This is a genomic window from Nocardia sp. MDA0666 (assembly GCF_003023875.1).
In the GTDB taxonomy this organism is placed as follows: domain Bacteria; phylum Actinomycetota; class Actinomycetes; order Mycobacteriales; family Mycobacteriaceae; genus Nocardia; species Nocardia aobensis.
In genome coordinates this window covers 86369-107682 of the sequence record NZ_PYHT01000020.1, presented here as the reverse complement: position 1 = coordinate 107682, position 21314 = coordinate 86369, and the positions used below count along the sequence as shown (strand labels likewise).

Annotated in this window: 18 protein-coding genes; 9 read left to right on the top strand and 9 right to left on the bottom strand. The window is 68.3% G+C overall.

The window, feature by feature from the left end; genetic code table 11:
- Positions 1-73 precede the first annotated feature (73 nt).
- From C8258_RS24430 to C8258_RS24405, 6 genes are all read right to left on the bottom strand, one after another.
- Positions 74-1351, bottom strand: coding sequence for a cation:proton antiporter (locus C8258_RS24430; RefSeq protein WP_106957173.1), 1278 nt, complete (start codon positions 1349-1351; stop codon positions 74-76).
- Positions 1352-1972, bottom strand: a complete 621-nt coding sequence (locus C8258_RS24425) for a hypothetical protein (RefSeq protein ID WP_106957172.1) — start codon at positions 1970-1972, stop codon at positions 1352-1354. It lies immediately after the preceding gene.
- A 49-nt stretch (positions 1973-2021) separates the two neighbouring features.
- Positions 2022-3518, bottom strand: a complete 1497-nt coding sequence (locus C8258_RS24420; protein WP_106957171.1) for an NAD(P)/FAD-dependent oxidoreductase — start codon at positions 3516-3518, stop codon at positions 2022-2024.
- Between the two features lie 618 nt (positions 3519-4136).
- Positions 4137-5201 (bottom strand): hypothetical protein, encoded by a 1065-nt coding sequence (locus tag C8258_RS24415; protein ID WP_106957170.1) that lies wholly within the window; start codon positions 5199-5201, stop codon positions 4137-4139.
- 160 nt (positions 5202-5361) lie between these two features.
- Positions 5362-5754, bottom strand: coding sequence for a rhodanese-like domain-containing protein (locus C8258_RS24410; protein WP_106957169.1), 393 nt, complete (start codon positions 5752-5754; stop codon positions 5362-5364).
- 45 nt (positions 5755-5799) lie between these two features.
- Entirely contained in the window at positions 5800-6324 is a 525-nt protein-coding gene (locus C8258_RS24405) for a cysteine dioxygenase family protein (RefSeq protein ID WP_106957205.1), read from the bottom strand.
- 334 nt (positions 6325-6658) lie between these two features.
- Here C8258_RS24405 and C8258_RS24400 point away from each other — a divergent pair, with 334 nt between their 5' ends.
- Both C8258_RS24400 and C8258_RS24395 read left to right on the top strand, forming a co-directional pair.
- Positions 6659-7111 carry a DUF6325 family protein gene (locus C8258_RS24400; protein ID WP_030514283.1) on the top strand — a complete coding sequence of 151 codons (453 nt, stop codon included), beginning with the start codon at positions 6659-6661 and terminating at the stop codon, positions 7109-7111.
- Between the two features lie 259 nt (positions 7112-7370).
- Positions 7371-8249, top strand: coding sequence for a TIGR03854 family LLM class F420-dependent oxidoreductase (locus C8258_RS24395; RefSeq protein ID WP_106957204.1), 879 nt, complete (start codon positions 7371-7373; stop codon positions 8247-8249).
- A 45-nt stretch (positions 8250-8294) separates the two neighbouring features.
- Here C8258_RS24395 and C8258_RS24390 read toward each other — a convergent pair whose 3' ends face one another.
- From C8258_RS24390 to C8258_RS24380, 3 genes are all read right to left on the bottom strand, one after another.
- On the bottom strand, positions 8295-9239 hold the full coding sequence (locus tag C8258_RS24390) for a zinc-binding dehydrogenase (RefSeq protein WP_106957203.1): 945 nt from the start codon (positions 9237-9239) through the stop codon (positions 8295-8297).
- 22 nt (positions 9240-9261) lie between these two features.
- Positions 9262-10722, bottom strand: coding sequence for an NAD-dependent succinate-semialdehyde dehydrogenase (locus tag C8258_RS24385; protein WP_106957168.1), 1461 nt, complete (start codon positions 10720-10722; stop codon positions 9262-9264).
- Positions 10723-10866: 144 nt separating this feature from the next.
- Complete coding sequence (locus tag C8258_RS24380; protein ID WP_106957202.1) at positions 10867-11853, bottom strand: TauD/TfdA family dioxygenase; 987 nt, start codon at positions 11851-11853, stop codon at positions 10867-10869.
- A 74-nt stretch (positions 11854-11927) separates the two neighbouring features.
- Here C8258_RS24380 and C8258_RS32370 point away from each other — a divergent pair, with 74 nt between their 5' ends.
- The 7 genes from C8258_RS32370 to C8258_RS24350 all read left to right on the top strand — a co-directional run bounded on the left by C8258_RS32370 (position 11928) and on the right by C8258_RS24350 (position 21251).
- Positions 11928-12113 carry a hypothetical protein gene (locus C8258_RS32370; RefSeq protein WP_146161322.1) on the top strand — a complete coding sequence of 62 codons (186 nt, stop codon included), beginning with the start codon at positions 11928-11930 and terminating at the stop codon, positions 12111-12113.
- Positions 12114-12190: 77 nt separating this feature from the next.
- Positions 12191-13402 (top strand): ROK family transcriptional regulator, encoded by a 1212-nt coding sequence (locus C8258_RS24375; protein WP_106957167.1) that lies wholly within the window; start codon positions 12191-12193, stop codon positions 13400-13402.
- A 53-nt stretch (positions 13403-13455) separates the two neighbouring features.
- A complete protein-coding gene (locus tag C8258_RS24370; protein ID WP_233225314.1) occupies positions 13456-14541 on the top strand; it encodes an ABC transporter substrate-binding protein in 1086 nt (361 codons plus the stop codon).
- Between the two features lie 4 nt (positions 14542-14545).
- Entirely contained in the window at positions 14546-15400 is an 855-nt protein-coding gene (locus tag C8258_RS24365) for an ABC transporter permease (RefSeq protein WP_106957165.1), read from the top strand.
- Positions 15376-16116, top strand: a complete 741-nt coding sequence (locus C8258_RS24360) for an ABC transporter ATP-binding protein (protein WP_233225313.1) — start codon at positions 15376-15378, stop codon at positions 16114-16116. The genes C8258_RS24365 and C8258_RS24360 overlap by 25 nt, the downstream gene beginning before the upstream one ends.
- 39 nt (positions 16117-16155) lie before the next feature.
- Positions 16156-17499, top strand: a complete 1344-nt coding sequence (locus tag C8258_RS24355; RefSeq protein WP_106957163.1) for an LLM class flavin-dependent oxidoreductase — start codon at positions 16156-16158, stop codon at positions 17497-17499.
- A complete protein-coding gene (locus C8258_RS24350) occupies positions 17496-21251 on the top strand; it encodes an ABC transporter ATP-binding protein (protein ID WP_106957162.1) in 3756 nt (1251 codons plus the stop codon). The genes C8258_RS24355 and C8258_RS24350 overlap by 4 nt, the downstream gene beginning before the upstream one ends.
- The last annotated feature ends 63 nt before the right edge of the window (positions 21252-21314 follow it).

The following is a 21314-nucleotide window of genomic DNA, read 5'->3' as shown; positions in this document are numbered from 1 at the left end:
GGGACGGTGTCTGCGAACGTGGGAGTAGGGCTGCCGCCGCCGGCGCCCGGAGTCGATCGGATGTACTTGCGGTTCAGTGCTTTCCGCTCATATCCGGCGTCTGCACCGCCGCGGTCACGGCGTCCGGATCCAGGTCGTGCTCCGAGTCCGGTGCGTGCGGCGGACGCGACGACAGGTCGCCGCCGCGCGATATGCCGAGCAGACGGAGCATCGGCGCCGTCGAGGCGGTCGTCACCAGGGCCATTATCACCAGCAGTGAATACAACTGGGTGCCGATGAGGCCGCTCGTCAAGCCCACGTTCAGAATCACCAGTTCGGTCAGACCTCGGGTGTTGAGCAGCGCTGCCACGGCGGCGGCCGCCCGCGACCGCATCCCGGTCAGCCGGCCTGCGACGTAGACGCTGCCGACCTTTCCCACCACCGCCACACCGATGACCGCGATCAATTCGCCGATCGAGGTCGCGTCGACCGAGCCGAGATCGACGGCCAGCCCGGCGATCACGAAGAAGCCGGGCATCAGCAGCAGGCACAGAATTCGCACACCGGACTCGACCGTCCGGCGGCGTTCGCGCGGGAATATGACACCGAAGGCGAAAGCGCCGAAGATCAGGTGCAAGCCGATCCATTCGGTGATTGCGGCGAGGCCGAGTGCACCACCCACGCCGAGCACGATCATCGTCTGCTGGGTGCCCGATTCCGAGATCCGGGCCAGCAGCGGTCGCACGAACCACCACAGCAGTCCGACCAGCGGGAGGAGCAGGACGAGCCGCCACTGCACGCCACCCGGGTGCGCGAGTGCGAGCACGACGGCGAGGACCGACCATGCCACGACGTCGACCAGCGCCGCGCAGGCCAGGCTGAGCTGTCCGATCTCGGTGCGAACCAGATTGCGGTCGTGCAGGATTCGCGCCAGCACCGGGAAGGCGGTCACCGCCATCGCGCAGCCGACGAACAGGGCGAAGTGCAGCCGGTTGCCGGTGGTGTGGCGTGCCAGGACGGTGATCGCGACCGCGCTTCCCAGCGCGAAGGGGATCGCGTAGGCCGCCGCCGACACCGCGGGTATCGAACGGCGGGCACCGCGGAAGATCTCCCGATCGAGTTCCAGACCGGCGACGAACATGAACACTGCCACTCCGATATTGGCGAGCAGCGCCAGATACGAGCGTCCGGCTTCGGGAAACAGGGTGGCGGACAGGTGATGTCCGATGACGGTCGGACCGGCGAGGATTCCGGCCGCGATCTCGCCGATGACCGGTGGCTGCCCGATCTTTTCGGCGAGCCAACCGAGCAGGTGTGCGGCCGCCATGATGAGAACCAGGTCGAGTAGGACCGTGATGGTGGGAGCAGGCACTCAATTCTCCTCGGAGACATCATCTCGCAGAGCCGGTTCCGGCAGCGGACCGGTCGTGTGTCCGGGTGGGACGACCGCGGGATGAAAAACTTCGCGGATATAGCACACGGGATGGCGGCCGAGCGTCATGATGTATGCCCTGGACGCACTGGGCCGGCCGTCCGGCCAGGGGCGGATGCCCGCCCAGAGCAGGCGGCGGCGCTGCGGCAGGCTGCGGGTGAGCAAGCCGTGGCCGATCGGCATCCGGACATCATCGATGCCACTGGCGGCGGCCGACTGTGGCACGGCCACAACGTAATTGATCGAGACGGTCGCCAGCGCGGGGGTGACCAGACGGGAGCGCCGGACCAGCGCGCCCTCGGCATCCTGCAGCCGGAGTTCGTCGACGATGAAGGTGGGCAGTGTGCGGGGCGGAACCTGGTGCTGGCGCAGGACGTGCACGCTCAACGTCGTCTCGAGGATGTGTTCGAGCGCCGTCGTCGTGAAGCCTTCGCCCGACAGCAGGGATCGGGTTGTGGGGTGGTGGAATCGCTCGATCTGCGTGGCCGGGTTCGTCCGGAATCCCGGCCCGCTGGGCGTCGGTTCGCTCAGCGGGCCGGGGACGGATCCTGTGACGGTCACTGTCGACTCCACGTCTCGGTGCGCACCGGGAGTCCTGGTGACGTCACCGCTAGAGTGCGGCGCCGGCGCCCTTGCGGGGCGGTTGGACCGGCAGCGCCACGGCCTCGCGCTCGGCGTCGGAGCGCGGGCGGCTGGTCAGGCCGAACACCGGTTCGGTGGTGATGCGGATCTCGCCCATCTCGGTGTCGGACAGCGGATCACGCCAGTGGTCCCAGACCGGCGACATATCCAGTCCGCCCATGTACTTGATGTTGACCCCGTCGGTGTCCGGGGCGGTGTGCAGGCGCTCCGCCTCCGAGACGATGACCTCGGTGCCGGTACGGTCCTGATCGCCCGTGGTCTCGCCGACGTCGGTCAGACCGGCCATGATCCGGGTGAACGACTGTTCGGGTGAATCGCCGTCGTGGACGTCGGTGAGCTTGTGCGCGTGCGCGAAGTATTCCTCGGAACCGATGTAGTGCTCGTACATCCGGGAGACCAGGGAGAGGAACCGGGTGTAGCCGCGGCGGTAGGTGTATTCGTAGTACGCCAGCGCATCGGTCTCGGACATCTCACCGCGCAGTGTGGTCGCGATCGCCGCCGCGGACACGAGCCCGGAATAGGTGGCGAGGTGGACTCCGGTGGACAGCAACGGGTCCAGGAAGCATGCCGCGTCGCCGACGAGGACGTAGCCGGGGCCGCAGAACCGGTCGGCGACATAGGAGTAGTCCTGTTCGGCCCGCACGTCGGCGATCTGCTCCGCACCCTCGAGCATTTCGCACATCGGCTTGCTCTCCCGGATGGTCTCCAGGTAGTACGACTGGCGCGAATCGTGCCCGCGCAGCTTTTCCGCCGCCACTCGCGCCGAAATCACATAGCCGACGCTGGTACGACCGTCGGCGAGCGGAATGTTCCAGAACCAGCCGCCCTCCGGGGTCGACACCACGTTGATCGCGCCCTCCGGGCTGTCCGGGTGCAGATGTGCGCCCTTCCAGTACGACCAGACCGCGACGTTGCGGAAGGCGGGATGTTGGCGACGCATGCCGAAGTGCTTGGCCAGCAACCCGTCTCGGCCGGTGGCGTCGACGAGGAAGTCGAACTCGGCGGTGTGGACGGTGTCGTCGCCGGCCTTGACCCATTCCGCGGCGGTCGGACGCTCACCGTCGAACAGGATGTTCTTGACGGTCGCCTGTTCGATGACCTGCGCGCCCTGGTCGGCTGCGTTGCGCAGCAGGAGGTCGTCGAAGGTGGCTCGGTCGACCTGCCAGGACCATGCCTCGGCATCGACGAGCTTGGACCAGTCCAGCAACCAGGTGTCGTTCTGCCACTGGAAGTAGCCGCCGCGTTTGATCTGGAAGCCGTGCGCGGCGACCTTGTCGTAGGCGCCGGATATCCGCAGCGTGGACAGGCACGAGGCCAGCAGTGATTCTCCGATGTGGTAGCGCGGGAACGTATCCCGCTCCAGGAGGGTCACCTGTACTCCGGACCGTGCGAGCAGTGCGGCGGCGGTGGACCCCGCCGGGCCGCCGCCTACCACCAGAACGCGCGGAATTTCGTTGTTCCCCATAGCAACTCCCTGGAACTGCGTACGAACGGACGGTGCGCCGGATCGGCTACCGGACCTGGTCCGGATGGCATGTCCTACGACAAAACCCGAAACCTCCGTAGCCGCTTGTTAACTCGAACTCGGCACACGGGAAATCAGTTTATCAGTAGTACTTGAATCATCAAGGGAATCAGCAAGTTTCGATGCAAGTACATACCGTCTATGAGTAGCCGGATGATAGCTGCTGAAGGTATGAGAATGCCGCTGTCTGTGATGCGCGGCTAGGGGTCACGACAGGGGACGCGACGTTGCGTTACGTGAGTGCCGTTTTCGGCGAGCAAAGCGGAAGAGACGTTGACGACTGCCCGACACGGGGTTGCGGTCCCGGTTGGTCACATCCGGCATCACCCCACTTCCACCAACTCATCCAGAGTAAGGCCTTTGTCCGGTTCTCGCGTGGCATCCGTCTGATTCCGGCGGTCCCCTCGGGTGTATGCCCTGGTCGCGAGGTGCGCGACGCAGAATCATTGGGGCCGAACGAGATTGCGGTATGCGAGCGAGGTGACGGGCACCCGGGGCCGGGCCGCGGCGCCGTGCGTCAGGACGCTGACGCACGGCCCGGCGACCCGTGCCGTGGTGCTAACCGGTGGTCGTCTCGGCGGTCAGTGCCGCGGTCGTCTCCGCAGCGCGCTGCGCGTCCGCAACACTGCAGCGGCCGAGGCCGCACGCGGTCGCGACGCCGAATGCGGTACGCCCGGCCGCCTGTTCGAACAGTTGCAGGGCGTGAGCGCTGTCGTCGGCGGAATCGGGTGACACCACCCCCGCGATGACGTTCCAATCCGGGTCCAGCCGGCGCAGGGGCGCATAGAACGCGGCGTCCTGCGGCGCGGGTTCGGCACCGAACGCACACGGAATGTGCACCGCCGGAAAGGGAGTGCCGTCTGCGCGCAGCCGGCGCGCGGTGTGCTTCAGCAGGGTGACCGCGGGCGCCAGCGAACGCGGGTTGAGCAGCGCCTTGTGCTGGTAATCGCCGTAGCACAGGTGGACCACCGCCTGTGCCCCGATCTCGTGTATGCCGGTGAGTACCCCGGCCAGCTGGCGAGCCAGCAGCGGCCCCGCCGCCCATTTCGCGCCCAGTTGGTCGGCCTTGACCATGCCCAGCAGCGCGAACGGTGATTCGACCTGCCAGACCACGCGATCGCCGTAGCGCGTGTTCACCTCCGCGATCTCGTGCAGTGCGGCCTCGGTGAACACCGGCAGATGCCGCAGCGCGGCCGCGATGAGATCGGAGCGGCGCAGTGCCGGACCGAGCGGGAAACCGTTCGACACCGCCGCACCGGCGAAGACGAACATCGCCAGATCCAGCGGATTGGGTTGGCTCAGTTGCAATCTGGTCCCGTCCAGTTCGGGCCGCCCGGCGCGCACCTCGTCGAACGCGGCTACCACGGCGCCGATGCGGTCGAGCCGGTCCATCGCCACGTGCCGTGGTTCCAGCTTCGCACCCGGGCGCAAGCCGTAGCTCGGGAAATCGCTGTAGTCGGAGTAATCGCCGGTGCGGACGACCTCGAAGACGTCCTCGTGCTCTCTGCGCCGGCGGAGGTAGTCGAGAATCCAGTCCGGATCCAGATCACAGGGCAATCCGGTCACCGGATGGCCCGCACTGCGATCGGCGAACCACTGCAGCACCGCAGCATCCCCGGTCATCAACTCGGCTGGAACACTTCCGACATAATGCGCACACCTGGTCATCGCACTCCTCGTAATTCCGTTTGCCCGTCTACATTCTCAGCCAGATCGTTTGCAGGTGAAAGAATTCCGGGAACCGGGAGGTAGACGCGGTGCCGCGAGTGAGGTGCCGGCAGTACTACGGAACGGCGGGGGTGCCGCCGGGAGCTACCGGCAGGCCGGCCGCCTTCCAGGCCCGGAACCCGCCGACCAGATCGGTGGCGCGCGCCAGCCCGAGACGCTGTGCGTCGGCGGCGGCCAGGCTGGATGCGTAGCCCTCGTTGCAGACGATGATGACCTCGGTGTCGGACGTCAGGTCCGGGAGCCGATGCGCACCGCCGGGGTCGAGCCGCCATTCCAGCACGATGCGCTCGACGACGACCGCGCCGGGGATCTCGCCCTCGGCGAGGCGGTCGGCGTGCGGGCGGATATCGACCACGAGGGCGCCCTCGGCCAACCGGTGCGCGGCGGTGACGGGCTCGACGCGGTTCAGTCCGGCGCGTGCCCGGGCGAGCAGGTCCTCGGCGCTCATACCGTCACTCCTCGGCGATCGTGCGATGGGGGGCCACCGGCATGGTCACACACCGGTGAAATCCCGCAGCGACCGGTATTCGCGGACCGGTCGCAGTGGGGGCGAGTAGGCGTGCACCGTGGTGGCCGGCCGGGCGCTGCGGTTGTGCAGCTGGTGGGCGCGTTCGGGGCCGAACGCGATCGTGTCGCCGGCGCGGCGACCGGCCGAGCGTACGGGGCCGGTGGGGTAGCGATAGTCCTCGTCGAGTTCGCCGATCGAGACGGTGAACGAACCCGACGCACCGCCGTGGTCGTGCGGTTCGGTGCCTTGTCCGGGCGCCCACGACAGCAGCCACAGTTCCACGCCCATCGTCAGGGCGAGCCGGGTCCACCAGCGCCGCGTGGTGTCGAACCGCACGATATCCAGCAGCGGTGTCGCCAGTTCGCTCGCCACCACCGCGGTGAGCTCGTGCAGTTCGGCCGGTGTCCACAGCGTGCGTTCGGCCACCACGGCCTCGCGGAGTAGCGGCCCGTCGACGCCCGGATGAATATCTTTCGCGTGCTCCAGTCGCACAGGCACGGACGTCGTCACCACTACCCCTTCCACACCGCGGTCACGCGAATTCTTCGCCGCCGCACGCGGTTTGCCACCATCCAGACTCACCGTGAGCGAAACTCGGGAGTGCCGTTCGAACTCATCGACGGGCCGCCGCACGGGATGAACGAGTGGCGGGACGGCAGGGGGATGAGACACGGTGTCCGACGGTCCGCGTCCCGAGAATCGATTCCCGCTTTATCCGCGAGCGGCGTGGCTTCGAATCATTAGGTGTTACGCCGGTGGCCGAGGTCCTCGTCGCCGACGGCGTCACATCAGCTGCTGTCTCGCCGAATCACCGCGGTGATCCGGCCACGGATGAGGTGCTCGGATGACCAGTGCTGCCGGAATCGATGAGATGGGACCGATCGACTATCTCGTCATCGAGTTCCCCGCGGGCCGCCCGCCGGACGGTTCGGCATTGCCGGTGCTGCGCGATCTGGTCGGCCGGGGCATCATCCGGGTGCTGAATCTGGCGTTTCTCCGGAAGGAGGGCGACGGGTCGCTGACCGGCATCGATATCGCCGATATCGGGCTCGAGTGCGAAGCGAGCGTGGCCTTGTTCGCCGAGGAGACGACGGGTGTACTCGACGACGGCGATCTGCGGGAGGCCGGCGCCGCGTTGCACCCCGGGCGTTCGGCCGCCGTGCTGATCTACGAAAACACCTGGGCGGCACCGCTGTCGGTGGCCCTGCGGCGCAACGGCGCCGAAACGGTCGCGGCGGGCCGCATTCCGGTCGAGGCGATCCTGACGACCCTGGACAGTCTCGACGACAAGAACTGACACCCGGAAATTCAGCTGCCGAGGACGTGGATGCGCGGGGTGGTCGCGGGCGTCCCCGATCAACCAGAGCGCCATATCGAACATGCAGTGCCACAGTCATTTCCGCATGGTGGTTGGGGACAGTCCGGAACCGGCTACCGCTGGGTGGCGCGAACGGCCCGCGGTCGGCGGCGCTTCTGCCCGCGTCGATCGTTGACCGCTGCCGGGCGAAATATCGTTCCGGCAGCGGCTGTTGTGCAGGGTTGTGAGCAATGGCGAGGTGAAGATCCGGTTCGGGGTGGGTACGGGTTCGGCCGCCGATCCGGACGATCTGGCGGCCCTGGTGGATCGGCTCGAGGCGGCGCGGGTCGATTCGCTGTGGTTCTCCGAACTGGTCTTCGCGCCGGCCGTCGATCCGACGGTCGGGATGGCGTTCGCGCTGGCCCGCACGAGCCGTCTGAAGGTCGGTACCTCGGTCGCGATTCTGCCCGGGCGCCATCCCGTGCTCGTCGCCAAGCAGTTGGCGTCCCTGGCCGCCCTGGCTCCGAAGCGGGTGCTGCCGGTGTTCGGATTACAGCCTGCGGGGCCCGGGGAGAAGGAACTGTTCCCGGTGCCGGGGCCGCGCGGCGCCGTCTTCGACGAATCGCTGCGCCTGCTGCGAGCGGTGTTGCGCGCCGACGATGTCGACTTCGACGGTGACTACTTCACCGTTCGCGCGGCGACGGTCGGAAAGCGGCCGGCCCGCCCGCTCGACATCTGGCTGGGTGGCCGGGCGCCGGGCGCCTTCCGCCGCATCGGCCGCTACGGCGACGGCTGGCTGGGCAGCTTCGTGGCCCCTGACGAGGCGGCGGCCGGAGTCACGGCGATCACTGCGGCGGCGGCCGCGGCGGGCCGGGAGATCGAGGCCGACCACTTCGGCATCACGCTGCTGCTCGCGGAGAACGGCATTCCGGCCGAACTGGCGGCACGGATCGGCGCGCAGCGACCGGGTGCCGATCCGGACGATGTGATCGCCGGGAGCTGGGCGGACCTGCACCGGCTCGTGGACGGGTATCTCGCGGCCGGACTGAGCAAATTCGTGGTGGTGCCGGCCGACGGCACGATATCGGCGCAGTTCGTGGACCGGTTCGTCACCGAACTGCTGCCGCGTCAGAACTGAGGACGCACGGCTACCGGCGGCGGCCGAGGCCGTGCGCCGAGGGCGTCACGGTACGTCGATGACGAGCTTGCCGGCGTTGTGGCCCTCGTCCAGCTGTTCGTGGACCGCGACGATGTCGTCGAGCGGCATGGTCTTCGCGATGCGCGGGTGGACCAGGCCGCGCTCGAACAGTGGGGTCATCTCGGTGAGCCGACGGCGTTCGCGGCTGAGGAAGATGCCGTAGAGCGTCTGGTTGCGCTGGTAGAGATCGTCGAGCCGGCCGTCGGGCCCCAGAATGGTGGCGATGCGTCCGCCGTCGCGGGTGGCGGCGCAACTGCGGCCGACATTCTCACCGCCCACGGTGTCGAGTACCGCGTCGACGCCGGCGCCGCCGGTGTGCGCACGGGCGACCTCGACGAAGTCCTCGCTCTTGTAGTCGATCGGGGTCGCGCCGAGATCCCGCAACAGCCCCTGATGATCGGCCCCCGCGGTGGCAAGCACGGTGGCGCCGGCCGCGCGGGCGAACTGCACCGCGAACGTGCCGACACCGCCGGATCCGCCGTGTACCAGCACCGTCTGTCCCGGGCGCACGGCGAGCCGGCGCACGATCGCCTCCCACGCGGTGCCGCCGGCCAGCGGAATCGCGGCGGCCTCCGCGAACGACAGGGTGGTGGGTTTGGGCGCCACGATCGCGGCGGCCGCCACGTGGTACTGGGCATAGGCGCCGCCGCCCGAGGCCAGTTCCGACGTGTAGTACACGGCATCGCCGACCGACACGTCGGTGACGCCGTCGCCGACCTGTTCCACCTCGCCGGCGACATCGCTGCCGATCACGGCAGGCAGTGGCAAGTTCGGATTCGCCAGTCCGCGGCGGATGATTCCGTCCACCGGGTTCGCGCTCGACGCCCGGACTCGCACCAGCACCTCACCCGGTCCCGGACGCGGCGTATCGACGTCTCGAACGACCAGTGCGTCCGGACCACCGAATTCCCGCAGCACCGCTGCACGCATGCGCATCTCCTCCTTCGAACGGTCAGCCCGCGACACCGGCGGATGCGGTCTTACGGGGCAGGGAGCGGATCAGTTTGCGATTGGCGAAGCCGAACATGCCCAGCTCCGACAGTTCGCGGCCGAAACCGGACTGCTTCACGCCGCCGAAGGGCAGATCGGCCTGCGAGGAGGTCGGATGGTTGATCCACACCATGCCGCTGTCGATCTGCTCGGCCACCGCTCGCGCACGGTCCGGGTCACTGCTGTACACGGTGGCGCCGAGACCGAACTTCGAGGTGTTCGCCAGCTCGATCGCCTGGCGTTCGTCACCGACGCGGTACACCACCGCGACCGGGCCGAACAGTTCCTCGGAATAGGCGCGCATCTCGGGGGTGACATCGGTCAGCACCGTCGCGTCGACGAAGGCGTCGCGCCGCCCCGGCGCGGGTACGTCCGGCCGGCCGCCGCCGGTCACCACCGTGGCACCCTTCTCACGCGCATCCTGGACCTGTTCCAGCAGGTCGTCGGCGGCCTTCGTCGAGGACAGCGGGCCGAGGGTGGTTTCCGGATCCGACGGGTCGCCGGGGCGCAGTGCGCCGAAGCGCTCGGCCAGACCGGCCACGAAGCGGTCGCAGAGTTCGTCCGGAACGATGAAACGCTTTGCAGCGACGCAACTTTGACCGGTATTCGCCATTCGTCCGGTGGTCGCCGCATCGAGCGTGTCGTCCAGATCGTCGGCGTCGAGCACGATGAACGGGTCGCTGCCGCCGAGTTCGAGCACGCACTTCTTGACGTGCCGCCCGGCGATCTCGGCCACCGACGCACCGGCGGCGTCGCTGCCGGTGAGGGATACACCCTGGACAGCGGGGTGGGCGAGAACACGCTCGACATCCGAGATCCGCAGGAAGACGTTGGTGTAGACCCCTTCGGGTGCGCCGGCGTCGGTGAAGATCTTCTGCAGTTCGATCGCGGTGAGGGCGCAGATCTTCGCGTGTTTGAGCAGAATCGTGTTGCCCAGTACCAGATTCGGCGCCGCGAACCGCACCACCTGATAGAGCGGGAAGTTCCACGGCTCGATACCGAGCAGCACTCCCAGCGGTGCGTTGACGATCTGGGCTTCGCCCTCGTCCACCGGCAGCGCGGTGGGCTGCAGGATGCGCGGTCCGTTCTCGCCGTAGTACTGCAGGATGCTCGCCGCGAGGTCGACCTCGAACTCACTCTCGGAAATGCGTTTGCCCATCTCGCGGGTGATCAGCCGGGCGAGGTCGTCCTTGCGTTCGCGCATCAGATCGGCCGCCGCGGACACCACCCGAGCACGCTGCTCGACCGGTGTCGCGCGCCACGACCGGTAGGCGTCGTCCGCGCGTTCGAGCAGGGCATCGAGTTGCTCGGTCGCCAGATAGGGCAGTTCGGCGAGGGTTTCGCCGGTATAGGCGTCGATCACCTCGAACGGTTCGGCGTCGGGACCCGAGGCGCTCATCGGCTGGACGTTGGTCGATGTCATCGGTCACCACTCCTCGTACGACGGAATCCGACCCGGCCGGTGTCGGCCGGTCTCGAGGGGTGGCTACCCGCCCACGGCGCACGAAACATCCGCCGCGACGCGGGGCTGCGGCGGCCCACCGGTCGCCGGTGGGCCGCCGATTCCTCAGGAGACCTTGACGTGGGCCTCGGTCTTGAACTCCTCGCCCGCGATGATCTGCGAGACGAAGCCGTCCGGGCCCACCGGGCGGTCGCCGACCACCGTCACCCGGTGCAGGGTCCGGGTCACGTCGAGGTGGCCGAGGTCCTGGGGGCCGAGGTGGGCGGTCGAGCGGTTGTCCCAGACGGCGACGCTGTTGGCGTCCCAGCGGAACCGGACCGTGTACCGGGGGCTGCTGAGGTGGCCGAAGAACAGCTCGAGGATCTTGGCGCTCTCGACGGGAGAGACGCCGGAGATGTGGTCGGTGAAGCCGGGGTTGACGAACAGTGCCCGCTCACCCGTCTCGGGATGCACCCGCACCACCGGATGTTCCGAGATCAGCAGATTGTCGTTGATCCGGCGCGCGTAGGCCTCGTTGTCGTCGAACTTGCGGCCGGCCGAGAACCGGTGCACCGCGGTGAGTCCGTCGGCGAACGCCCGCAGCGGCTCCGACAGCCCCTCGTATGCCGCAACGAGATTCGTCCAGGTGGTGTCGCCGCCGAATTCCGGAACCACCTCCGAGCGGAGGATGGAGATGGCCGGCGGGTTCACCGAGGCCGTCACATCGGTGTGCCAGCCGCTGTAGTAGCTGTACTGGCGCTCCTGGGAGTCCGGGCGTGCCGAGCCGTAGCGCCGCTCGTAGACCTGGGGGTCGATGGTCAGGATCTGCGGGGCATCGCTGGGCGGCGCGTCCTCGTGCGGGTGGGCGTGGGTGAGTTCGCCGAAGCGGCGGCCGAACTCGATCTGCTCGGGGTGGCCGAGGTGCTGGTCGCGGAAGAACAGCACCTTGTACTTCAGCAGCTTGCGGCGCAGCCGCGCGACGGTCTCGTCGTCGAGGGGCTTGCTCAGATCGAGTCCACCGATTTCCGCACCGATATGCCCGGCCACCCGATGCACGGTGAAGGCGCCGTCATTACCTTCGGTCGTTTCGTTCTTTTCGACAGCCAGTGTCATCTCACTACACTCCATCGCATTCGAATGCACCCGGCCGAGAATCGCCATTGGTGCGGGAGATACCGTGGGGTGCAATGATTTCCGATCCCCACGACGGTTCCGATGATAATTTCGGAACCTCTTCCGCCGCACTTGTTGCCGTCGCCGTGATTTCAAATATCCGCGTTATTTATTTTTCCCGGCAAAGAAATTCCGGACGGTTCTACAATGGCATCCCGGCGCGCCGCCCGGCCGATTTGCCCGAGTTCGGATCACGCTGATGCGGAACGGTGCCGAACCTCGCCCGGTCTCGTAGGGTCGGCCGGAGACGTATGGGGACCAGACGGGACCGAGGCCTATGAGACCGGCGAGAGGGTGGCCGACGGCCGCGGGCGCGGTACTTCGCGCGATCTTGGCTTTGGGTGGCGCATCGCGTTCGGCGGTCGCCGCCCACGCGGGACTGTCCCCGGCGACGGTGACGAGTCAGACCCGCGCGCTGCTCGAGGCCGGTCTGCTGCGCGAATCGCCGCCGGTGGACCGCTCGCAGCGGGCGGGCCGGCCGCATTCGCCGCTGGAGCTCGATCGCCGGAATGCGGTGGCGGCCATCCATTTCGCGGCCACCCAGACCCGGGTGGCGGTGGTCGACATCGCCGGCACGATCGTGGCTGGTGCGCTGGTTCCGCATCGCACCCTCGAGGGTGCGGACCTGGTCGCCGACGCGGCCGACGCACTCGCCGCGCTGCGCCGCGATCTCCCGGAGGGCACCCGCCTGTCCGGGGTCGGTGTCGCGACCGGCGGCTGGGTCGATCCGGAAGCCGGCGTGGTGCTCTCGCACCCGCTGCTGCGCCTCGAGGACATGCTCGTCCGGGACGTGCTGGTGCAGCTCACCGGCCTGCCGGTGGAACTCGACAGCCACGCCCGCGCGATGGTGCACGCAGAACAACTGTTCGGCGCATTGGATTTCGACGCCTCGGCCGCCGTGCTGTTCGTCGGCAATGTCATCGATGCGGCCTTCGCCGTGGACGGCCGGGTCCACTACGGCCCCGGTTCCTCGGCCGGTTCACTGGCCACGCTGGTGCCGGCCGACCTCGGTCCGGGTGGCCCGGGCCCGCTCGACACCTATTCCGATCGTTCGCTCGAACGGCGCGCGGCCGGTTCGGGGATCATGGCGCAGCCCACGATTCCGGCGCTCATCGCCGCCGCCGAAACCGATCCGCGGGCTCATGCCCTGTTCGAGGACCGGGCGCGTGGACTGGCCGCAGTGGCCGCCGCGCTGCTCGATGTGCTGAATCCCGAGACGTTGATCATCACCGACCGGGCCTTCACCGGCCTGCCGGCGGTGCGCGCCACCTACTTCGACGCGATCGCCGCGCGAGCGCAGGTGCATTCCGCGCGGCACCGCATCATCGGCACCTCGTTTCCCAACCGCTCGCTGGAGACCGCCGCCGCGGCGGTGTTGCTGCATCGCCTCTACGCCGATCCGCTCGCCGTCGCGGCGGAGGGCTTCGGCGCCCACCGGAAGGAGGAGCCCGCGCCGCGGTCCGAATCACCGCAGTTCGAGTCTCGTTAATTTTAAGTAGACCGAATATTGTGGGCCGCAACATAATTCGCGACGATCGATAGATGAGAAAGCTCATCGAAGCGCGACCGTCCACGCGTAGGATGCGCCTCACCCGCAGGGTCGGCGCGGCGTCGTTCGTGGTGCTGGTCGCCGCCTGTGCCTCGTCGGCCTGTGCGGCCTCCGGAGGGTCCGCCGACTTCAGCAAACCGCTACCGGCCAGCGTGCCGCCGGGCACCTCGCTGAAGATCTCGGCGACCGATATGAAGGTCGCCCTGACCAGTAGCGGCCAGATCGACAAGTTGCCCTTCACCGTGCCCGACTGGCCGAATGTCTCCGCCGGCCCGGATGTGATCCAGGCCTTCAAGGGCGGCGCGGTGGAGTTGGCCAGTAATGCCGGAATCCCGTCCATCCAAGCCCACGCACAGGGCCTCGACACCCGCATCGTCGCCGTGCTGTGGCGCAGCACCCCGAACTACGGCCTGGCCACCGCCCCGGGCAGCGGTATCCACAGCCTGCAGGACCTGCGCGGTAAGAAGATCGCCTTCTCGCCCGGGCAAGCGCAAGGTGGTGTGGTGCTGCGGACCTTGCAGCAGGCCGGGCTCACAACCTCCGACGTCATCCTCGTTCAGCTCAACAGCCCGCAATTCCTCACCGCGCTGCAGGGCAAACAGGTCGATGTGGCGCCGCTGGCCGAGCCGTCGCTGACGAAATACCTCGCTCAGTATCGATCCGAGGGAGCCGGCACCGTGCAATCCGACGCGGTCGACGCCTTGAGCATTCTGTGGGCGCCGACCTCGGTGCTGGCCGACGACGGAAAGCTGGCGGCCGTCACGGAATTCGTCAAATTCTGGGCGCGGGCGAAGGTCTGGGAATGGGAGAACCAGGACCGGTGGATCGCCGACTACTACGTCGAGAATCAGGGCGTGAGCGAGGCCGACGGGCGCCGCATCATGGCCACGACCGAACGGCCGTATTTCCCGGATAACTGGGACAGGTCGATCGACTGGGAACAGCAGACGATCGACTTGATCACCTCCTCGGGTGCCTTCGGGAAATCCTTCGACGCCCATCAGTTGTTCGATCGGCGATTCGAGAAGATCGCCGCCGACGCGGTGGCTCCGCAATATCGCACCAAGGCACAGGGGTGACCCGATGACCGTCGTCTCCGCACATCTTCCCGCTCTCGGCGCGCGTCCCGCCGTCGCCACGGGCTTCACCGCCCGGCCCGCGCGCCGCCGCCTCGGCCTGCGCCGGCAGCTCCCGTTCGCGCGGCTACTCGGTGTGGTTCTGCTGCTCGCCGCCTGGTCGGCGGGGGCCTATCTCGGCCTACTCGATCCGCGCAAATTGTCCGCCCCGTGGACGGTGGTGACGACCGGGTGGGACTTGCTCACCGACGGTCGACTGCTCACCGACATCGCGGTGTCCATGCAGCGCGTGGCCACCGGGGTGTTCCTGGGCATTCTGATCGGCACCACCCTCGCGCTGATCGCCGGTCTGTCCCGGGTCGGAGATTCGTTGGTGGACGGCGTGGTTCAGCTCAAACGCTCGATTCCCACATTGGGCCTGGTTCCGCTGATGATTCTCTGGCTCGGTATCGGCAACGGCTTCAAGATCGTGCTGATCATGCTCGCCGCCGCGGTGACCCTCTACGTGCCCGCGCATTCCGCACTGACCGGTATCGACCGGCGGCTCGTCGAACTGTCGGAGATCCAGGGCGTTTCCCGCTTCGACTTCATCCGGCAGGTGGTGATTCCCGGATCGCTGCCGGGCTTCTTCCTCGGATTGCGGCTCGCGGTGAATACGTCGTGGCTGGTGCTGGTGGTGGTCGAGTCGGTCAACGCGACCGACGGTCTGGGAAAGATGATGCAGGACGCCCAGAACTACGGCCAGGCCGACGTCATCCTCGGCGCGCTCGCCGTCTACGGAATTTTCGGCCTGGCATGCGATTCCGGAATCCGGATCCTGGAGCGAAAGGTGCTGTCGTGGCGGCAAACACTGGCGGACTGACCCCCGACCCCGGTGCGGGTGTGCAACTGGACGGGCTGACCCGCAGATTCGGCGGTCGAGCCGTACTCGACAACGTCGATCTGACCATCCCCGAGGGCCAGTTCGTGGCACTGCTGGGCAAGAGCGGATCCGGCAAGTCCACGCTGCTGCGGGCACTGGCCGGCATCGACCACGGTGTGGCGGGCGAAGGCCTGTTACGGGTGCCGGACCGGACGTCCATGGTGTTCCAGGACTCCCGGCTGCTGCCGTGGAAGCGGGTGCTGCCCAACGTCCTCTACGGTCAGCCCCGTTCCCGCCGGGCCGCGGCCTCCACGCTGCTCGGCGAGGTCGGTCTCGCCGGGCGCGAAAAGGCTTGGCCGGGAGAACTTTCCGGCGGCGAGCAGCAGCGTGCCGCGCTGGCCCGCGCCCTGGTGGGCGAGCCGGAACTGTTGCTGGCCGACGAGCCCTTCGGCGCCTTGGACGCGCTGACCCGCATCCGCATGCATGCCCTGCTGCGCCGCCTCGTCGCGGCTCATCGCCCGACCGTGCTGCTGGTGACCCACGACGTCGACGAGGCCATCACGCTCGCGCAGCGGGTGCTGATTCTGGACCGCGGGCGCATCGACGTCGATATCGATATCGACATCGACGGCCCGCGCGATCCGGCGCAACCGCAGTTCCAGCGGATCCGCCGCTCGCTGCTGAGCGCGCTGGGCGCCGATCCGATCGCGGCTTGAGCGCCGATAATCCACTACCGGAAAGACTTTCGACTACCGATGAGCAGAACCCTGCATCTGAACGCATTCCTGATGTCGACCGGCCACCACGAGGCGTCGTGGCGGCTGCCGGAATCGGACCCGTTGGCGCACCTGAATATCGAGCACTACATCCATCTGGCGGAAACCGCCGAGCGCGGCCTCTTCGACTCGATCTTCTTCGCGGATTCGCCGGTGCTGCAGGGCGATCCCGGCCGCCGACCGGTCGGCAAGCTGGAGCCGACGATTCTGCTGACCGCGATCGCTTTGCGCACCCGCCGCATCGGTCTCATCGCCACGGCGTCTACCAGCTACAACGACCCCTACAATCTGGCGCGGCGATTCGCCTCGGTGGACTGGGTGTCCGGGGGCCGGGTCGGCTGGAATATCGTCACCACCGCCGGTGCCGACGCGGCCCGCAACTTCGGCCTCGATGACGTTCCCGATCACCGGCTGCGCTACGAGAAGGCCGCCGAATTCGTCGACGTGGCGACCAAACTCTGGGACAGCTGGGACGACGACGCCTTCATCGGCGACAAGGAACTCGGCATCCACTCCGACCCGGACAAGGTGCGCGAGATCCACCATATGGGCGAGTTCTTCCGGGTGGCGGGGCCGCTCAATGTGCCGCGGTCGCCGCAGGGGTATCCCGTTCTGGTGCAGGCGGGTTCGTCGGAGGACGGTAAGGGGTTCGCCGCCCGCTACGCCGAGGCGGTCTTCACCGCGCAGCAGACCCTCGAGGACGGCAAGCAGTTCTATGCCGATCTGAAGGAGCGGGCGCGCCGGCTCGGACGTGACCCCGACACCGTCAAGATCCTGCCGGGCATCGTCCCGGTGATCGGCGACACCGAAGCGCACGCGCGGGAACTCGACGACGAACTGACCCGCCTCATCCAACCGGAATACCAGCGCCGCACCCTCGCCGAGCGGTTCAAGCTGCCGGTGGACGCGCTGGATCTGGACAGCGAACTGCCGGCGGATCTCCCCACCGAGGACGAGATCCAGGGGGCGAAGAGCCGGTTCACGCTGATCGTCAACCTCGCTCGCCGCGAACGACTCACGGTGCGCCAACTGATCGCGCGCCTCGGCGGTGGTCGCGGGCACCGGACCTTCGCGGGCACCGCGGAACAGGTCGCCGACACCATCCAAGAATGGTTCACCGACGGCGCCGCCGACGGATTCAACGTGATGCCGGCCGCCCTGCCCTCCGGGCTGGAGAGGTTCGTGGACGAGGTGGTGCCGATCCTGCAGGAGCGCGGCCTGTTCCGGACCGAATACGAGGCGACCACCTTGCGCGGGCACTACGGATTGGCGCGTCCGGAGAACCGGTTCAGCGCGGCCGCCGATGCGGCGATCGCGCAGTGAGCCGGACGGATTCGGCTGCCGATCAGGGCTGGGTGCGATATCTGCTGCATCGATGTCTGTCGCATCCGCGTGCCGTCGCGGGTGCGGCCGCAGGCGCCCTCGGTAGTGCCGCGCTGACCGCGGCACTACCCCTGGTGGTGCGCCATGTCGTCGATACACTGGGCGATTCCCGGGTGCCGCCGGCCGCCGCCGTCACCGTCCTGATCGTCATCGGTGTGCTCCGGTTCGGGCTGTCGATGCTGCGCAGGGTGTGCTCGTCCACACTGTCGCTGGGCGTCCAGTTCGATCTGCGGTCGGATCTGTTCGCCGCGCTGGTGCAGATGCCCGGCCGCGAGCAGATGGCGGTGTCCACCGGACAGGTGGTGAGCCGCGCGATCAGCGACATCACGCTGATTCAGATGTTCCTGCAACTGATTCCGATCGTCACCGGCAATGCGGCGCTGCTGGTGGCGGCACTGGTGTTGATGGCGACGATGTCGTGGCCGCTGGCGGGCATCGCGCTGGTGCTGCTGCCGGCACTGTGGTTCGTCACCCGGCGCTCGCAGCGAGAACTGTTCCCCGCCAACTGGGATGCACAGGCCCAGGCGGCGGAGGTGGCGATGCGGGTGGAGTCCGCGGTCGCCGGTGTCCGCGTCGTCAAGGGGTTCGGGCAGGAGCGCCGGGAGACCGGTGAACTGGAGCAGCGCGCCCGTGACCTGTTCCGGTCACGGCTGCGCGTGGTGCGGATCACCAGCCGGTTCACCCCCGCGATGGCGGCCCTGCCGGCCCTGGGCCAGGTGTTCATCCTGGTGGTGGGTGGTCTGCTCGCCCTCCACCAGAGCATCAGCCTGGGCACGTTTCTGGCGTTCATGACGTATCTGGGGTCGTTCGTGAGTCCGGTACGGCAGTTCTCGACACTGCTCACGGTGAGCCAGCAGGGCAAGGCGTCGCTGGATCGGGTGCGCGAGGTCATCGATGCGGGCCCGGTCCGCGAGGCAGCCGCGGTTCACCCGCTCGCCGCGGCCGTCGCGCCGCCGCGGATCGACCTGTCCGGCGTGAGCGTGCGGATCGGCGACACCGCGGTTCTCGACCACTTGGACCTGACCATCCCCGCCGGGTCGACGGTGGCGTTGGCGGGCGGCGCCGGATCCGGGAAGTCGACTCTGACCGCACTGCTGCCGCGGCTGATCGATCCGGATGCCGGGGTGGTGCGGATCGACGGCGTGGATGTGCGCGAGGTGCCGGATCTCCGCGGCCGGGTGGCCATCGTCTTCGAGGACACGCACCTGATGGCCGACACCATCCGGGCGAATGTGGCCTACGGCCGTCCGGAGGCCACCGACAATCAGGTCTGGCACGCCCTGTATCTGGCCGCGGCCGACGACTTCGTCCGGCGGCTGCCCGAACAGCTCGACACGCCGATCGGCGAACGAGGACAACGGCTTTCCGGCGGCCAACGACAACGGCTCGCGCTGGCGCGAGCGCTGATCACCGACGCCCCCGTGCTGGTGCTCGACGATGCGACGTCGGCCATCGATGCGAAGGTGGAGCAGACCATCTTCGAACGCATCGCCGCCGAGGTGCAGCGGCGCACGACAGTTGTCGTAGCGCACCGTGTTTCAACGCTTGCCCTGGCGGACCGGGTGGTGATCCTGGACGGCGGCCGGGTCGCGGAATCGGGCACCCTGGCCGAGCTCCAGGAATCCGGAGCCCTGTTCGCGAGGCTGTTCACGCCGCCGGATGTCGCGGAAATCGGTGCGGCACTTCGCGGTACGACCGACGGTGTGCCGACCGCGATCCTGTGGGCCGAACCCGCCGAGTACGGCGACGAGAGCCGCACCCTGGAGCAGATGGCCCGGGCATTCTCCCACCATGCGGCCGGGGCGGGCGGTTTCGGGCGCGGCGGCGGCATGATGACCTCCGCACCGCCCAGCGGTGACGTGCAGACCCTCATCGACGCGCTGCCACCGGTGACCGGTGAACCGGAGGTGTCCGACACCTTCACTCGCACAGCCGATCCCGAGTTCGGGTTGCGCCGGTTGCTGCGGCCGTTCGCCGGTCCGCTGCTGGCCGGCCTGGGCCTGGTCGCCCTGGACGCGATCGCGCAGATTCTGATCCCGGTCCTGGTGCGCTACGGCATCGACGGGGGAGTTCTGGTCGGCGCGCGGGACGTCCTGCTCGGCGCGGCGGCGCTCGCGGCCGCGGTGGTACTCATCGACTGGGCGATCAGCGTCGCGCAGGTGCGGGTGACCGGGCGAGCCGGGGAACGGTTGCTGTTCGGCCTTCGCGTGAAGACGTTCGCCCAGCTGCAACGGCTCGGCCTGCAGTACTACGAACGCGAACTCGGCGGCCGGATCATGACCCGCATGACCACCGATGTCGACGGTCTGTCCACCTTCCTGCAGACCGGACTGTCGACGGCGCTGACCTCCTCCCTGACCATCGGCGGCGTGGTGATCGCACTGCTGGTGATCGACGCCCGGCTGGCCGTGGTGGTGCTGGCGCTGATGCCGATCCTCCTCGCCGCCACGGTGTGGTTCCGGCGGCTGTCGGTGCCCGCCTACAACACGGCGCGGGACAAGGTCAGCGCGGTCAACGCCTATCTGCAGGAGAACGTCGACAACATCAAGGTCACGCAGGCCTACCGCCGGGAGGCGCGGAACCAGGCCAGGTTCGACCGGCTGTCGTGGGAGTACCGCGACGCCCGGCTGCGCAGCCAGACCCTGATGGCGGTGTTCTTCCCGTTCATCGAATTCCTGTCGGTGGTGGCGACGGCCGCCGTCCTCACCGTGGGTGTGCATCAGGTGCGCGGCGCGGCGCTGAGCGCCGGGACGCTCATCGCGTTCCTGCTCTACATCGATCTGCTGTTCGCCCCGATTCAGCAGCTGTCGCAGGTGTTCGACAGTTATCAACAGGCGGTGGTCGGTGTCGATCGGCTCGGCCGGTTGTTCGCGGTCGAGGTCGCCACCCCGCAGGCGGCGCGGCCACAGGCGGTGCACCGCGTCGACGGTGCGATCGAGGTCCGGGATGTGAGCTTCCGGTACCGGCCCGAGGACGCCGCCGTCCTGCACGACGTGACACTGCGTATCGAACCCGGGCAGCGGGTCGCGCTGGTGGGCGAGACCGGGGCCGGAAAGTCCACGCTGGTCAAACTCCTGGCCCGCTACTACGACCCGACCGACGGGCGAATTCTGGTGGATGGCACCGATATTCGCGAGTTCCGGCTCGAGGACTACCGCACACGGCTCGGCGTGGTGCCGCAGGAGCCGTACCTGTTCGGCGATACCGTGCGCGACGCCATCGCCTACGGGAAACCGGACGCCGATCCGGCCGAGATCGAATGGGCGGCCCGGGCGGTCGGAGCCCACGAGATGATCGCCGGACTCGACCACGGCTACCACCACCCGATCGGACCGCAGGGCAGGCTGTTGTCCTCCGGGCAGCGGCAACTGCTCGCCCTCGCCCGAGCTCAACTCGTCGAACCCGACATCCTCATCCTCGACGAGGCCACCGCATCCCTCGACCTCGCCACCGAGGCCCGGGTGCGCGCGGCCATCGACGTGCTCACCGCGGGCCGCACCACGATCGTGGTGGCCCATCGGCTGGCGACCGCGGCGGACTCCGACATCGTCGCGGTGATGGTGGGCGGCCGGTTGGCGGAGGTCGGCCCGCACGCGGAACTGCTGCGGGCGGACGGGACCTACGCGGCGCTGTGGCGGGCGTATGTGGGGGCGTCGCGAAGCGAGGACGACCGCGAATCGGCGCGGTTGTAGGGGGCGGCCGGCGGGCGCACGGCTCGGCGGTGGACGGAATCGGCGCCGTCCGCCATCGCGGAT